Genomic DNA, 14,195 nt, shown 5'->3' on the forward strand with positions numbered 1-14,195 from the left:
AGGACATGCTCGCTCAGCAGATTCTTCGGAGGCGTCCCGATGAGGGAATCACGCCCCATTGCCGGTGAAGGTACGCGGCGCCGGCGACAGCACTTTGGCGGCGCCGCTGGAAATCTCCAGCACCGACAGGCCGCGCTCGTTCATGCCGTCCGCCTTGAAGCGGAACACGCCATCGGCGCCGTTGAAGCCCGATGGATTGAGCAGCACATTCTCCGAATAGCGCTGCGAGCCCTGGCTGCGCGACAGCGCGATGGCCAGCGACACAGCGTCATAGGCGAGCGTCGCTATGCGCGCGGGATCACTGTTGAATTTGGCCCGATAGCGCTGCGCCAGCGCATTGAAGCCGGCGTTCTCCGGCGCGACGAACCAGGCGCCCTGCAGCGCCGGCAGCTTCAGCACGCGGGCGTCGTTCCAAAGGCCGGTGCCGAGCACCTGAATGCGCTTGGTGTCGATATGCGCCGCTTGCAATTCCTGCGAGACGGCGGTCATGGCCTCGGCCTGCTCGGGGATGAACAGCGCGTCGATCTGCTCGGCCGCCTGGGCGATGCGCTGCACCGAGGGCTGCGCGGCGCCCGGCTTGTAGCGCTCGATCGTCAGCACGCGCATTCCGTGATTGGCTGCGCTCTGCTGGAACTGGGCCAGCGCCACAGTGCCGTAATCATTGTCGGGCACGAGCGCGGCGATCGATTTCTTGCCGCGCTGCGCGGCGAAATCGACGATGCGCTCGACATAGCCTTCGACCAGGAAGGACAGAAGGTAGACGCCCTTGCCGGCCACCGAGGAATCGGTCGAAAAAGCGATGATCGGCTTGCCGGCGCTCTGCGCCACGCGCGCCGCCTCCTTCACGCCGCTGGCGAACACCGGGCCGATGACGATTTCTGCGCCCTCATTGATGGCGCTCTGCGTCGCCTGAGCGGCGCCGGCGGCCGTAGAATGATCGTCCTTGACCAGAATGGTCACGTCATTGGCGCCGCTGTCGGCATAGGCGAGCTTGGCGGCGTTCAGCAGCGAGGCGCCCACCTGGCTCGGACCGGAGGCCATGGAGAGCGGCACGATCAGCGCGATGCGCGTCGCGCCGCTGCCGATCTGATCGCCCTCGCTGAGCTGGCCCACCTCCACCTTGCCGAGCGGCGCCGAGAGCCGCAGCTCGGGCGCGCCCGGAACGCCGGGGCCCGCCGTCGGATTGCAGGCGCTGAGCAAGGCCGCCGCAGCCAAGGCGCAGAAAAGGCGCGCCGGCGCCGCTGCGCCGCCTCGCCGAAACCTGTCCTGCCTACCCGTGACCAATGGAAGCCTCCCGCTCGAACGGCACGATGAAATCGCCGTCTTATACGCGATTGCGGAAAGCGCACGGCAACCCCTAAATTGAAATAAAATCGAATTTTGCGGGGAAATTGCGGCCTTGAACGCGTTGGTCATGTTCTGTAAAAAGAACGTGCGGGCGTTTCATCGAACGGCCGTATCGGCGGAGATCGGGCGGATGGCCATGAGCGAGGATAAAGTGACGGCGACGGCGGCCTATACCGCTTTCGGTCTGCGGGCGGAGGCGGAGAAGATCGCGGCGGGACTGCATCTCGTGGCGACGCCGATCGGCAATCTGAAGGATATCTCTTTCCGCGCTCTGTCGACTCTGGCGGCGGCCGACGCCGTGGTGGCGGAAGATACGCGCGTCACCAAGACCTTGCTCGCCCATTACGGAATCTCGACGCCGCTCGTCGCCTATCACGAGCACAACGCCCATGTGATGCGGCCCCATCTGATCGCGCGGCTGGAGGCGGGGGCGGCGCTGGCCCTCGTCTCGGACGCCGGCACGCCGCTGGTCTCGGATCCGGGCTTCAAGCTCGTCGCCGAGGCTCTGGAAAAGGGAATCAAGGTCACTTCCGTTCCCGGCCCTTCGGCCGTGCTGGCGGCGCTGGTCGTCGCCGGCCTGCCGACGGACCGCTTTTTCTTCGAGGGCTTTCTGCCGCACAAGGGCGGGCCGCGGCGCGCGCGCCTCGCCGAGCTGGCGCGCATTCCCGGCACTCTGGTGTTTTTCGAATCGCCCAAGCGCGTCGCCGAGACGCTGGATGACGCCGCCGCGGTGCTCGGCCCGCGCGACGCCGCCATCGCGAGGGAATTGACCAAGCTCTATGAATCGGTGCGGCGCGGCAGGCTCGACCAGCTCGCCGCCGCTCTGCGCGAGGAGGAGCCGCCGCGCGGCGAGATCGTCGTGCTGATCGCCCCGCCCGGCGTGGACGCCGAGGCGGCGAGCGAGGCCGAGCTCGACGCCAAGCTCGAGGAGGCGCTCGCCGCCCATTCGTTGAAGGACGCGGCCAGCGTCGTCTCCGCCTCCACCGGCCGGCCGCGCCGCGAAGTCTATGCGCGGGCGATAAAGCTCGCCGCCGAGCGCGAGAGCGAGACGCGCGAGTGAGCGAGAGCCGAAAGTGAGCGAGACAGAAAAACGGCGCGCGCGCCATCGCGGCGGGCTGCGCGCCGAGACGATCGCTGCGCTGTGGCTGCGCGCCAAATTCTACACCATCCTCGATCGCCGCTATCATATTCGCGGCGGCGAGATCGACATTGTCGCGCGGCGCGGGCGGACCATCGCTTTCGTGGAAGTGAAGGCGCGCGCCAGCCTCGAGGAGGCGATGATCTCCATCACCGAGGAGAAACGCCGGCGCATTTCCCGCGCGGCGTCGAAATGGCTGGCGTCCAATCCCTGGGCCGCGGATCATGTGCTGCGCGGCGATGCGGTCTATATCGCGCCGAAGCGCCTGCCGCTGCATGTGGAAGCGGCGATGGAGTTGGATTTGGGATGACGAAAGAGGCGAAGCATTGAAGCCGCGCCCTTGCTTCTCCCGCCTGCGGGAGAAGCAAGGGTCGGATGAGGGCTCTTATCTCGCGCAGATGTCTCAGCTCGCCAGGCTCTGCGCCAGCTCTTCCGTATGCGCTTGCGTGCGGCGGGCCATATGGTCGATCTCGCGCGCCAGAGTGACAATCGACTCGGCGCCGGCGCCGGTCATCGCCATGGCGCTCGCCACCTGCGCCACATGCTGCGACATGGCCGAGGCGCTGTCGGCGGCCGAGCGCACGCTGCGGGTGATGTCCTTGGTGGCGGCGTCCTGCTCATGCACCGCCGAGGTGATGATCGCCGAAATATGCTCCACCTCGGCGATCTTGTTCTTGATCTTGTCGATCGAGGACACGGAGAGATTGGTCGCCGCCTGAATTTCGGAGATCTGATCGGCGATTTCCTGCGTCGCCTTGCCGGTCTGGGTGGCCAGACTCTTGACCTCCTGCGCCACCACGGCGAAGCCGCGGCCCGCCTCGCCGGCGCGCGCCGCCTCTATGGTGGCGTTGAGCGCCAGAAGATTGGTCTGCGCGGCGATGCGCGAAATGAGGCTCACCACATCGCCAACGCGATTGGCGGCGGCCGAGAGCCGCAGCATCTCGGCGCTGGAGCCGTTGGTCTCCTGCACGGCCTGGCGCACCACAGTGGTCGATTCCACCGCCTGGCGGCTGATCTCGCCGATCGCCTCCAGCAATTGCTCCGAGGCGGTGGCGACGGAGGCGACGTCGGCGGCCGCCTGCAGAGAGGCGGTGCGGGCGAAATCCGTATCCTCGCGGGCGCGACGCTCCTGCACGATCATCTCCTCCGATGCGCCGGCCATTTTCTTGGTCAGCTCGCCGAGCGCCGCGGTCGTCGCCGAAAGGTCATGCGAATAATGCTCGACCTGATCGCGAATGGCGGCCTCGCGGCGCAGCCGCTCCTCGCGGTCGTCGCGGGCGCGGATTTCTGCGGCCATCTCGTTGTTGGCGCGCATCGCGTCGCGCAGCACGATCAGCGCCTTGGAAATCGCGCCGATCTCATCGCCGCGCTCGGCGCCCCGCACCACGATCGTCGTGTCGCCGGCCGCGAGATCGGCCATTTGCCGCGCGATCGTCTTGATCGGCGCGGCGACGGTGCGATGAATGGTCGGGATCGAGACCCCCACCACCAGAAAAGCGGCCGCCAGTGTGCCGAGCAGCAGCTCGAGAGAGAGCGTCGCCGCCGCCTGATTCGCGGTGACGGCGAATTGCGCCGCCTGCGCCGCATTGGCGGGGTCCGCCGCGGCGGCGGTCAGATCGCGGACATTGGCGACCGACACATAGGCGGTCGCGCCCATGATCAGCAGCAGAGCCAGAAAAAGGAACTGTCTGAGCGCGAGGCCGGCGCCGATCGAGGTGAACCGCATTTGAAAACGTATCCTATTTGTTCCCGCTTTCACAGTTATACGTAATTTACCTCGATCTCGTTCAAGCAGAGTTAACGTGTCTGGAGTCGTTCGAAATCGTGCTTCATCGCAGGATGGCGCGCCATTGCGAGCGAAGCGTCGTCGCTTCGCTCGCTGTCGGCGGCTCACGCCACCTTCGAGAAATCCGCCACTTGCAACATGGCTTCGCGCAGTTCGGCCAGCAAGCGCAGACGGTTGAGGCGCACTTTCGGATCGTCGCAATTCACCGTCACCGCCTCGAAGAAATCATCGACCGGCTCTCGCAGCTTCGACAGCGCCTGCATGGCGCTCTCGAAATTCTCCTTGTCGAGCCGTTCCGACGTCTCCTCCCGCGCGCGTTTGATGGCGGCGGCGAGCTTATGCTCGGGCTGCTCCATGCGCAGATTGGGATGATGCGGCTCCTCATAGGCGCCGGCGCCGTCCTTCTTCTCCTCGATCTTGAGAATATTGGCGGCGCGGCGAAAGCCGGCGAGCAGATTCTTGCCGTCGTCGGTGTCGAGGAATTTCCCCAGAGCCTCCACCTTGCGCGTGATGGTGAGCAGATCGTCCGGCATTTGCGCGCTCCCTTCTCGAGACTGCGCCGAGGCCGAGGCCCCGAGCGCCGCATCGATGAGGTCATATCGTGCGCCGCGATCGCGAAGGTAGACCTTCAGGCGGTCGATGAAGAAGGCGAGGAGATCGGCCGCATTGGCGGCCAGGAGAGGCGGCAGCGTCTCGCGCAAGAAAATCTCGGCGGCAGGCGAGGGCGCCTCGGCGCCCGGCTCTCTGCCGACGGCGTGAAGCTGCTTCTCTATGTCGCGGCGCAGATGCGCTTCGGCGTCGGCCGAGAGAGTCGCGGCTCCATTGGGCGAGAGGTCCGAGGCGACGCGATTGACCTCGCTCGTCACCAGCTCGCGCAGCGGCGTGCGCGCCGCGAGCCAGACAGGCCATTGCGCGGCGGCGAAGGCTTCGCGCAATGGCAACCGCAGCTCATTCTCGAGCGCGAGGCGGATGACGCCCAGCGCCGCGCGGCGTAGCGCATAAGGGTCCTTGCTCCCGGTCGGCTTCTCGTCGATCGCCCAAAAGCCGACCAGCGTGTCGAGCTTGTCGGCCAGCGCCACGGCGATGGACACCGGGCTCGTCGGAATGCGGTCTGCCGGCCCCTGCGGCTTGTAATGCTCCTCGAGCGCCGCGGCGACCTCTGCGTCCTCGCCCTGCGCCGCCGCGTAATAGCGGCCCATGAGTCCCTGAAGCTCGGGGAACTCACCGACCATTTCGGTGACGAGATCTGCCTTGGCGAGCGTCGCCGCCCGCGCGGCCTTGTCCGCATCGGCGCCGACGATGGGCGCGAGCTCGCGCGCGAGCGCCGCTATGCGCTTCACGCGCTCGCCCTGCGTGCCGAGCTTTTCATGAAACACGATAGTGTCGAGCTTGGGCAGACGCTCGCCGAGCTTCGTCTTCAGATCGGTCTCGTAGAAGAATTTGGCGTCCGACAGACGCGCGGCGATGACGCGCTGATTGCCGCCGATGATCGTCTCGCCGCCATCGCTCGCCTCAATGTTCGAGACGAGGATGAAGCGATTGGCGAGGCCGCCGTCATGGCGCTTCAGCACGAAGCATTTCTGATTGACGCGAATGGTCGCGCGAATGACCTCCGGCGGAATGGAGAGAAAGCTCTCGTCGAAAGCGCCCATCAGCGTCACCGGCCATTCGACGAGGCCGGCGACCTCCTCGAGCAGCGCGGCGTCCTCGACCAGCTCCAGCCCCAGAGCCATAGCGAGATTGCGCGCATCGTGCAGCACGATGTCGCGCCGGCGCGCTGCGTCGAGCACGACCTTCGCCTTCTCCAGCGCGGGAGCGTAATCGTCGAAGCGCTTCACCGCGAAAGACGCCGGCGCCATAAAGCGATGGCCGTGGGAGAGATCGCCGCTCTCGATTCCATCGACAGAGAAGCGCACCACATCCGGCGTCTCCATCTCCGTGCCGAAAGTGGCGAGGATGGATTGCAGCGGCCGCACCCAGCGCAGCGCATCGAGCCGCGTCGAGGCCTTGCCCCAGCGCATGGATTTCGGCCAGGGAAAGCTCTTCACAATGCCCGGCAGCAGATCCGCCAGCACCTCTATCGTCTCGCGCCCGGCGCGCTCGATGACGGCGACATAGAACTCACCCTTTTTGGCGTCTTTCTCGATTCTGGCCTCATCGATCGACGCGAGGCCGGCGCTCTTCAGAAAGCCCTGAATGGCGGCGTCGGGCGCGCCGACGCGCGGACCCTTCTTCTCCTCGCGCGTATCCGGCTGACGGCCGGGCAGGCCGGCGATATGCAGCGCCAGCCGGCGCGGCGTCGCATGGGCGGCCGCGCCCTCATAGGTCAGCCCCTTTTCTGCGAGCGCGCCGCAGACCAGCCGCTGCAGATCATCGGCCGCCTGACGCTGCATTCGGGCGGGGATTTCTTCGCTGAAGAGTTCGAGGAGAAGGTCGGGCATCGATTATCTGTTTCTCGTGCGTGCGGAGACGAGGCGTTTTTCCACCCTCCCCTTCAGGGGGAGGGTCGGCCTGCGAAGCAGGACGGGGTGGGGTGCTCCCGAGTCTCTATCGCGCGGACCCCACCCCGCGCCTTTGGCGCGACCCTCCCCCTGAAGGGGAGGGTGGGGATTCGGGCTCTGCGAAATCTCAGAGATGACCATCGGGAGTCTCAGAGCTCTTCACTCAAAGGTGGGGCCGGCGGCGGTGGCGCGCCAGCCTCCGCTGCGAGAGAGCCGTACAGCGCCGCATAGATCGTGTCGAGAACGCCATCGACATTCTCGTACACTTCCTGGTTCCAAAAACGGAGAACGCGATAACCCTCCCGTTCGAGCCAGAGCGTCCGCTCGGCGTCTCGCTGCGACGCCCCGGGTTCCGTATGCGACGGGCCATCGACCTCGATCACGAGCTTTTCGCGCAAGCAGACAAAATCGACGACGTAAGGACCGATCGGCGCCTGTCTTCGAAAATGCGTCCTCAGCAGCGGCACGCGATCCAGCTCACGCCAGAGCTTTTGCTCTGCGCTTGTCGCGTTCTCGCGCAGGCGACGCGCCGTTCCGAGGCGAAATCGTCGAAGCCTGTCCTCGTCGCGCATCGCCGGCCGTCCTGCTCACCCTCCCCTCGAGGGGGAGGGTCGGCCTGCGCAGCAGGCCGGGGTGGGGTGTTCCCCGAATCTTTGTCGCGCGGACCCCACCCCGCGCCTGCGGCGCGACCCTCCCCCTGAAGGGGAGGGTGGGGACGGGGGCTGCTGTTACAAAGGCTCCTCGGAGGCGAGCGCGTCGCTCGCATGGGTGGGCGTCTCCAACAGATATCGCTCCACATCCAGCGCCGCCATGCAGCCGAGGCCGGCCGCCGTCACCGCCTGGCGATAGGTCTCGTCCGCCACATCGCCGGCCGCGAACACGCCCGGAATATTGGTGTTGGTCGTGCCCGGCTGCACGGCGATATAGCCGGAGGGCTTCAGCTCCAGCTGGCCGACGAACAGCTCCGAGGCCGGCTGATGGCCGATGGCGATGAAGACGCCGTCCACATCCAGAGTCTGCGTCGCGCCGGTCTTCACGTTCTTCACGCGCGTCTGCGTGACAGAAGGCGGCGCGCTGCCGCCCAATATCTCGTCGATGGCGTGATCGAAGAGGATTTTGACATTCGGCCGCGCGGCGAGCCGCTCCTGCAGCACGCGCTCGGCGCGGAAGGCGTCGCGGCGATGCACAACCGTCACCTCGGCGGCGATCTGCGAAAGATAGAGCGCCTCCTCGACGGCCGTATTGCCGCCGCCGACGACCAGCACCTTTTTGCCGCGGAAGAAAAAGCCGTCGCAAGTGGCGCAGGCGGAGACGCCATAGCCCTTGAACGTCTCCTCGCTCGGAAGGCCGAGCCATTTGGCCTTGGCGCCGGTCGCGATGATGAGCGCGTCCGCCGTATAGAGCGTGCCCGAATCGCCCAATAGCTCGAAGGGCCGCTTGTCCAGCCGCGCCTCGACGATATGGTCGGAGACGAGCTTGGCGCCGACATGCTCGGCCTGGGCGCGCATCTGATCCATCAGCCAGGGGCCTTGGATCGGCTCGGCGAAGCCGGGGTAATTCTCCACATCTGTGGTGATCATGAGCTGGCCGCCCTGATCGAAGCCGGCGATGACCACGGGCTCGAGCATGGCGCGCGCGGTGTAGATCGCCGCCGTATAGCCGGCGGGGCCGGACCCCAGCACGATGACGCGGGCGTGCAGGCGGCCTTTATCGTCTGCGGACATGAAGAGGCTCTTTGCGAATGTCTCCGCGCGGACGGCGCGGCGCGTTCGGATGGGCGCAATCTAGCCATTATGCGTTGCGCCGCAACCGCTCCTGATCTTCGTGCGACTCGCGAATTCATTACGAAGCGCGCGAGCCATGAAGCAATACGGGGGCCGCCCCACGGAAGTCGGCGTAGCGGCGAGCGATCTCTTCGGCGATGGCCGGCGTCTCGTTCAGCGGCTCGTATCGCCAATGTTCGAGCCGGCCGCGCCAGCGGCGCAGAGCGCCGCGCTGCTCGAGCGCATCGAGAAAGGCGGCGATCTTGGCCGCGCCGCCTTCCGGCTCGAAGACATGGACCGGCGCGCCGGTCGCCGCCGCCTCGGCGACCATATTGACGCTATCGGCTGTCACCAGCAGCGCCTGCGAGCCGGCGAGTGTGGAGAGATAGGGATTGTCGCCATCCCCCGCCCAAAGAAAGGCGCGCGCTTCCTTCTCCCGCGCGCGGGAGAAGGCGCCCCTCGCGTCAGCGAGCGGCGGATGACGGCTCGCGAGCCGCTCGCGCAACGCTTCGACCAGCCCCGCGGGCGTGCGCCGCGAGACGGTCGCGGCGACGCTCCACCCCTGGTCCAGCATGGCGCCGACGGCGGCGAGAAGCCTCTCCGCATCCCGCTGCGAAAACCGAAAATGCCGGCTATCCCCGCCGATCAACAGCCCCACTCTCGGCTCCGGCAACGCCGCGACCCGAGGATCGAGCGCCGCGCGCGCTTCGGCGAGTCGCTGCGGCGTCAGCCGATTCGCCGGCGCGAGCGGGGCGATGACATTTTTCCCCGCGAGCCGGTCATGGCGCGGCGCGACGATGACATCCGCCGTCCCGAGCCCGCTGGCCGGCCGGTTCACATAGACGGTGAAGACCGCGCCGCCCGAGGCGCGCTTCACATGGCGTAGATAGGGAATCGTCCGCCGCCCACAGGCGATGACGAGATCGGGATAGGGCGGGGCGAGGAGCCTCGCCTCGCGCGGGTCGATCGGGCCGAAGGGCGCGAGCGCGGCGATGAGGCCACGTGGGGCGAGGCGAATGAGGCGGGGGGAGAGGCCGAGGGCGTCCGCTATGCCGAGGCTCTGGATTTCGTGGCCGACGCGGGCGTCGGAGAGGACCCAGGCTATTCCCGCTCTCCCTTCTCCAGCGCGCGGGAGAAGGTGGCCCGGCCATAGGGTGTCCGATAGGACGCCCGTCGCAAGCGCCGGGCTAATGGCCGGGTCGGATGAGGGGCCGTGCCGTTGATCGAGATATTGGCCTGCGGGAGGCGCCCTCATCCGACCCTCGCTGACGCGAGGGCCACCTTCTCCCACGAGTGGGAGAAGGGGAGCGCGCTGGTCTTCGCTCAGACGAAAGCGACCTTCAAAATCTCATAGCTCTTGCCGCCGCCCGGCGTCTTCACCTCGACGGTGTCGCCGGCCTTTTTGCCGATCAGCGCGCGGGCGATGGGGGAGGCGATGGAGACGCGGCCGTTCTTCACATCGGCCTCGGGCTCGCCGACGATCTGATAGGCCTTCTCCTCCTCGGTGTCCTCGTCGACGACGGTGACCGTCGCGCCGAATTTCACCGTATTGCCGGTGAGCTTGGATACGTCTATGACCTCAGCGCGAGAGAGCTTGTCCTCGAGCTCGGCGATGCGGCCCTCGTTCAGCGATTGGGCCTCTTTCGCGGCGTGATATTCAGCGTTTTCCGAGAGATCGCCATGGGCGCGCGCTTCGGCGATCGCCTGGATGATGCGCGGACGTTCGATCTGCTGGCGCTGACGCAGCTCCTCGTCGAGAGTGGCGTAGCCGGCGGCGGTCATGGGCACCTTGTCCACCATGTCTCTTGCTCTTTCGCTCCTGGATGGTCCTGACCCGGTCAAAAAATTCCCGCGCCCCCGGACCAGCGACAGCTGCGGCGGACGGTCGGACTTCCTTCGACATGAACGAGCCGCGGATGCGGCGGCCTTCACTTGATATTCGCGCGCGCGGGATCACGCATCCGGCGCGAAATAGTCCTGAAGGGCGCGGACTTCGAGATCTCCCGATACATAGGCCCTGATGCTCTGGACCGCCGCTATGGCGCCGGCCAGAGTCGTATAATAGGGGACTTTATGCAATAGCGCAGCTTGGCGCAAGGAACGAGAATCCGCCAGCGCCTGGGCGCCTTCGGTCGTGTTGAACACCAGCTGAACGGAGCCGTTCTTGATGGCGTCGACGATATGCGGGCGCCCTTCCGACACTTTGTTCAGCTTTTGCGCCGGCACGCCCTGCTCCTGCAGATAGCGGGCGGTTCCCCCGGTCGCCACCACGGTGAAGCCGAGGCTCACCAGCTGCTGGACCGCCGGTATGACACGCGGCTTGTCGGCGTCGCGCACCGAGACGAAGACCGTTCCCTGCCGCGGCACCTTGGTGCCGCCGCCGAGCTGGCTCTTGGCGAAGGCGGCCTCGAAGCTGCGATCGAGGCCGATGACCTCGCCTGTCGAGCGCATTTCCGGCCCGAGCACGGTGTCGACGCCGGGGAAGCGCGCGAAGGGGAAGACCGATTCCTTCACGCCGACGTGATTCGGCGCGCGGGTGGGCAGAGTGAAGGCCGAGAGCTTCTCCCCGGCCATGATCCGCGCCGCGATCTTGGCGATGGGCGCGCCGACCACCTTGGCGACGAAGGGCACGGTGCGCGAGGCGCGCGGATTGACCTCCAGAACGAAGATTTCGCCGTCCTTCAGCGCATATTGGACGTTCATCAGCCCGATGACGCCGAGCGCCTTGGCGAGCTGGATCGTCTGCCGCTCGAGCTCGGCCACCATCTCCGCCGACAGCGAGCGCGGCGGCAGCGAGCAGGCCGAATCGCCGGAATGAATGCCGGCCTCCTCGATATGCTCCATCACGCCGGCGATGGCCGCCTCCTCGCCATCGGCGAGACAGTCGACGTCCACCTCTATGGCGTCGGTGAGATAGCGGTCGAAGAGCAGCGGATTCTTGCCGAGAACCGTGTTGATCTGCCCGGTCTTGTCATTGGGATAGCGCGCCTTCACATCGGAGGGCACGAGGCTCGGCAGCGTGCCCAGCAGATAATCATCGAGCGTGTTCTGGTCGCGGATGATCGCCATGGCCCGCCCGCCCAGCACATAGGAGGGTCGCACCACCAGCGGCAAGCCGAGCTCGCCGGCCACGAGCCGCGACTGCTCCACCGAATAGGCGATGCCGTTTTTCGGCTGCTTCAATCCGAGCTTGTCGAGCAGGCGCTTGAAACGGTCGCGATCCTCGGCGAGGTCGATCGAATCGACCGGCGTGCCGAGAATGGGCAGGCCCGCCGAGCTCAGCGCATGGGCGAGCTTCAAGGGCGTCTGGCCGCCATATTGGACGATGACGCCATGCAATGTCCCATTGCTGCGCTCGATGTCCAAAATCTCCTCCACATCCTCTGCGGTCAGCGGCTCGAAGTAGAGACGATCGGAGGTGTCGTAATCCGTCGACACAGTCTCGGGATTGCAATTGATCATGATGGTTTCGTAGCCCGCGTCGGCGAGCGCGAAGCAGGCGTGGCAGCAGCAATAGTCGAATTCTATGCCCTGGCCGATGCGATTCGGGCCGCCGCCGAGAATGACGACCTTACGCCGATTCGACGGCCGCGCCTCATTCGCCGGCGCGCCGAGGAAGGGCGTCTCATAGGTCGAATACATATAGGCGGTGGGCGAGGCGAATTCCGCCGCGCAAGTGTCGATGCGCTTATAGACCGGCCGCACGCCGAGCGCCCGCCGCGCCGCGCGCACCTCTTTCTCGCCGGCGCCGGTGAGCGTGGCGAGGCGCGCGTCGGAGAAGCCGGCGAATTTCAAGGCGCGGAAATTATCGGCGTCCTTCGGCAGGCCGAAGGCGCGCACCCGCGCCTCCAGCGCGACGATCTCCTGCAGACGCGCGATGAACCAGGGATCGATCTTGCAGGCCTCGTGAATCTCCTGCGGATCCATGCCGAGCCGCAGCGCCTGGCCGACGACGAGCAGCCGATCCGGCGTCGGCGTGCCGAGCGCGGCGCGCAGGACGTTCATATCGTCGCCGCGGCCCATTCCGTCGATCTCGATCTCGTCGAGGCCGGAGAGTCCGGTCTCCAGCGAGCGCAGCGCCTTTTGCAGCGATTCGGCGAAATTGCGCCCGATCGCCATGACCTCGCCGACGGATTTCATCGCCGTCGTCAGAATGGGCTCGGCGCCGGGGAATTTCTCGAAAGCGAAGCGCGGAATCTTGGTGACGACATAATCGATCGTCGGCTCGAAGGAGGCGGGCGTCGCGCCGCCTGTGATGTCGTTGGCGATCTCGTCCAGCGTGTAGCCGACGGCGAGCTTGGCGGCGACCTTGGCGATGGGGAATCCTGTCGCCTTCGACGCCAGCGCCGAGGAGCGCGACACGCGCGGATTCATCTCGATGACGATCATGCGCCCGGTGGCCGGATCGACGGCGAATTGCACATTCGATCCGCCGGTCTCGACGCCGATCTCGCGCAGCACGGCGAGCGAGGCGTCGCGCATGATCTGATATTCTTTGTCGGTCAGCGTCAGGGCAGGGGCGACGGTGATCGAATCGCCCGTATGCACGCCCATGGGATCGATATTTTCGATCGAGCAGACGATGATGCAATTGTCCGCTCTGTCGCGGACGACCTCCATCTCATACTCTTTCCAGCCGATGACGCTCTCTTCGATGAGCACTTCGGTGGTCGGCGAGGCGTCCAAGCCCCGCTCGATGATGTCGATGAACTCGGCCTTGTTATAGGCGATGCCGCCGCCCGTGCCGGCGAGGGTGAAGGAGGGGCGGATGATCGCCGGCAGGCCGATATCCTCCAGCGCCTCCAGCGCCTCGGTCAGGCCCTTGGAGATGTAGCGCCGCTTGCGCTCCGGCTCGTCCGCCTCCCAGCGGCGGCGGATATCGGCGATCGCCTTCTGCTTCTCCTCGGCGGAGAGGGCAGAGGCCTCGATCTCGGCGATATCGGCGTTGCGCTTGGCCTTGTCGGAGGTCTTGACGTCGGTGGCGTTGGCGAGGCGCGAGCGCGGCGTCGAGAGGCCGATCTTGGTCATGGCCTCGCGGAACAATTCGCGATCCTCGGCCTTGTCTATGGCCTGGGCGTTGGCGCCGATCATCTCGACGTCGAATTTCGCCAGAACGCCCATGCGCTCGAGCGAGAGCGCGCAATTGAGGGCCGTCTGGCCGCCCATGGTGGGCAGCAGCGCGAAGCCGCCGGGCGCGGCGTAACGCTCCTTCTCGATGATCTTGGCGACGATCTCGGGCGTTATCGGCTCGACATAGGTCCGATCCGCCATGTCGGGATCGGTCATGATCGTCGCGGGATTGGAATTGACGAGGACGATTCGATAGCCCTCGGCGCGTAGGGCCTTGCAGGCCTGAGTGCCGGAATAGTCGAATTCGCAGGCCTGGCCGATGACGATGGGGCCGGCGCCGATGATCAGAATGGTCGAGATGTCTGTTCGCTTCGGCATGTCGGTCCGTCTGTCATCCTTTCGTCGCGGGACGCTCCCCAGAATGGGGGAGAGCGCGCGTCTTGTCGTCTATCGCGGCGCCGGCGCGCACAAAAAAAGGCCGCGCTGCAGCCTTTCCAAGGTCCAGCGCGCCCTCCGTGAGACGAGACCCGGTGGGGCGGGAGGCCCGGCCCGGCGGTCGGCCGTGTGTTAGACGAGAATCCGTGCAAGGG

The 14,195-nt window shown here is 66.3% G+C and carries 10 protein-coding genes; 2 read left to right on the forward strand and 8 right to left on the reverse strand.

All coding sequences use genetic code 11. The features are described from left to right. Positions 1 to 48: 48 nt before the first annotated feature. Positions 49 to 1,215: a penicillin-binding protein activator gene (locus tag FMZ75_RS07440; protein ID WP_166142070.1), complete on the reverse strand. Its 1,167-nt coding sequence runs from the start codon at positions 1,213 to 1,215 to the stop codon at positions 49 to 51. A gap of 268 nt (positions 1,216 to 1,483) precedes the next feature. On the opposite strand from FMZ75_RS07440, the gene rsmI reads away from it, so the two are divergent. Beyond that, positions 1,484 to 2,407, forward strand: a complete 924-nt coding sequence (gene rsmI, locus FMZ75_RS07445) for a 16S rRNA (cytidine(1402)-2'-O)-methyltransferase (RefSeq protein ID WP_166141885.1) — start codon at positions 1,484 to 1,486, stop codon at positions 2,405 to 2,407. 13 nt (positions 2,408 to 2,420) lie between these two features. Further along, complete coding sequence (locus FMZ75_RS07450; protein WP_166141886.1) at positions 2,421 to 2,795, forward strand: YraN family protein; 375 nt, start codon at positions 2,421 to 2,423, stop codon at positions 2,793 to 2,795. A gap of 93 nt (positions 2,796 to 2,888) precedes the next feature. Here FMZ75_RS07450 and FMZ75_RS07455 read toward each other — a convergent pair whose 3' ends face one another. The 7 genes from FMZ75_RS07455 to carB form a co-directional block, all read right to left on the reverse strand. Further along, positions 2,889 to 4,211, reverse strand: coding sequence for a methyl-accepting chemotaxis protein (locus FMZ75_RS07455; protein WP_142861534.1), 1,323 nt, complete (start codon positions 4,209 to 4,211; stop codon positions 2,889 to 2,891). A gap of 164 nt (positions 4,212 to 4,375) precedes the next feature. Next, positions 4,376 to 6,712, reverse strand: coding sequence for a glycine--tRNA ligase subunit beta (gene glyS / locus FMZ75_RS07460; protein WP_166141887.1), 2,337 nt, complete (start codon positions 6,710 to 6,712; stop codon positions 4,376 to 4,378). Between the two features lie 209 nt (positions 6,713 to 6,921). Continuing rightward, positions 6,922 to 7,344 (reverse strand): endonuclease domain-containing protein, encoded by a 423-nt coding sequence (locus FMZ75_RS07465; RefSeq protein ID WP_142861532.1) that lies wholly within the window; start codon positions 7,342 to 7,344, stop codon positions 6,922 to 6,924. 156 nt (positions 7,345 to 7,500) lie between these two features. Beyond that, a complete protein-coding gene (gene trxB, locus FMZ75_RS07470) occupies positions 7,501 to 8,496 on the reverse strand; it encodes a thioredoxin-disulfide reductase (protein ID WP_166141888.1) in 996 nt (331 codons plus the stop codon). Positions 8,497 to 8,614: 118 nt separating this feature from the next. Then, the gene (locus tag FMZ75_RS07475; RefSeq protein ID WP_166141889.1) at positions 8,615 to 9,790 is read right to left on the reverse strand and encodes a mitochondrial fission ELM1 family protein; all 1,176 of its coding nucleotides are present in this window, start codon (positions 9,788 to 9,790) and stop codon (positions 8,615 to 8,617) included. A 68-nt stretch (positions 9,791 to 9,858) separates the two neighbouring features. Further along, a complete protein-coding gene (gene greA, locus FMZ75_RS07480; protein ID WP_026191343.1) occupies positions 9,859 to 10,332 on the reverse strand; it encodes a transcription elongation factor GreA in 474 nt (157 codons plus the stop codon). A 156-nt stretch (positions 10,333 to 10,488) separates the two neighbouring features. Then, positions 10,489 to 13,983 (reverse strand): carbamoyl-phosphate synthase large subunit, encoded by a 3,495-nt coding sequence (gene carB / locus FMZ75_RS07485; RefSeq protein WP_166141890.1) that lies wholly within the window; start codon positions 13,981 to 13,983, stop codon positions 10,489 to 10,491. Positions 13,984 to 14,195: the final 212 nt, after the last annotated feature.

The organism is Methylosinus sp. RM1 (assembly GCF_011378635.1).
GTDB classification, from domain to species: Bacteria; Pseudomonadota; Alphaproteobacteria; order Rhizobiales; family Beijerinckiaceae; genus Methylosinus; species Methylosinus sporium.

Bases quoted from the DNA above. Each gene is read 5' to 3' on its own strand.
- FMZ75_RS07465 (WP_142861532.1), bottom strand. From the start codon at position 7,344: ATGCGCGACGAGGACAGGCTTCGACGATTTCGCCTCGGAACGGCGCGT.
- rsmI (WP_166141885.1), top strand. From the start codon at position 1,484: ATGAGCGAGGATAAAGTGACGGCGACGGCGGCCTATACCGCTTTCGGT.
- FMZ75_RS07475 (WP_166141889.1), bottom strand. From the start codon at position 9,790: ATGAGGGCGCCTCCCGCAGGCCAATATCTCGATCAACGGCACGGCCCC.
- carB (WP_166141890.1), bottom strand. From the start codon at position 13,983: ATGCCGAAGCGAACAGACATCTCGACCATTCTGATCATCGGCGCCGGC.
- glyS (WP_166141887.1), bottom strand. From the start codon at position 6,712: ATGCCCGACCTTCTCCTCGAACTCTTCAGCGAAGAAATCCCCGCCCGA.
- trxB (WP_166141888.1), bottom strand. From the start codon at position 8,496: ATGTCCGCAGACGATAAAGGCCGCCTGCACGCCCGCGTCATCGTGCTG.
- FMZ75_RS07455 (WP_142861534.1), bottom strand. From the start codon at position 4,211: ATGCGGTTCACCTCGATCGGCGCCGGCCTCGCGCTCAGACAGTTCCTT.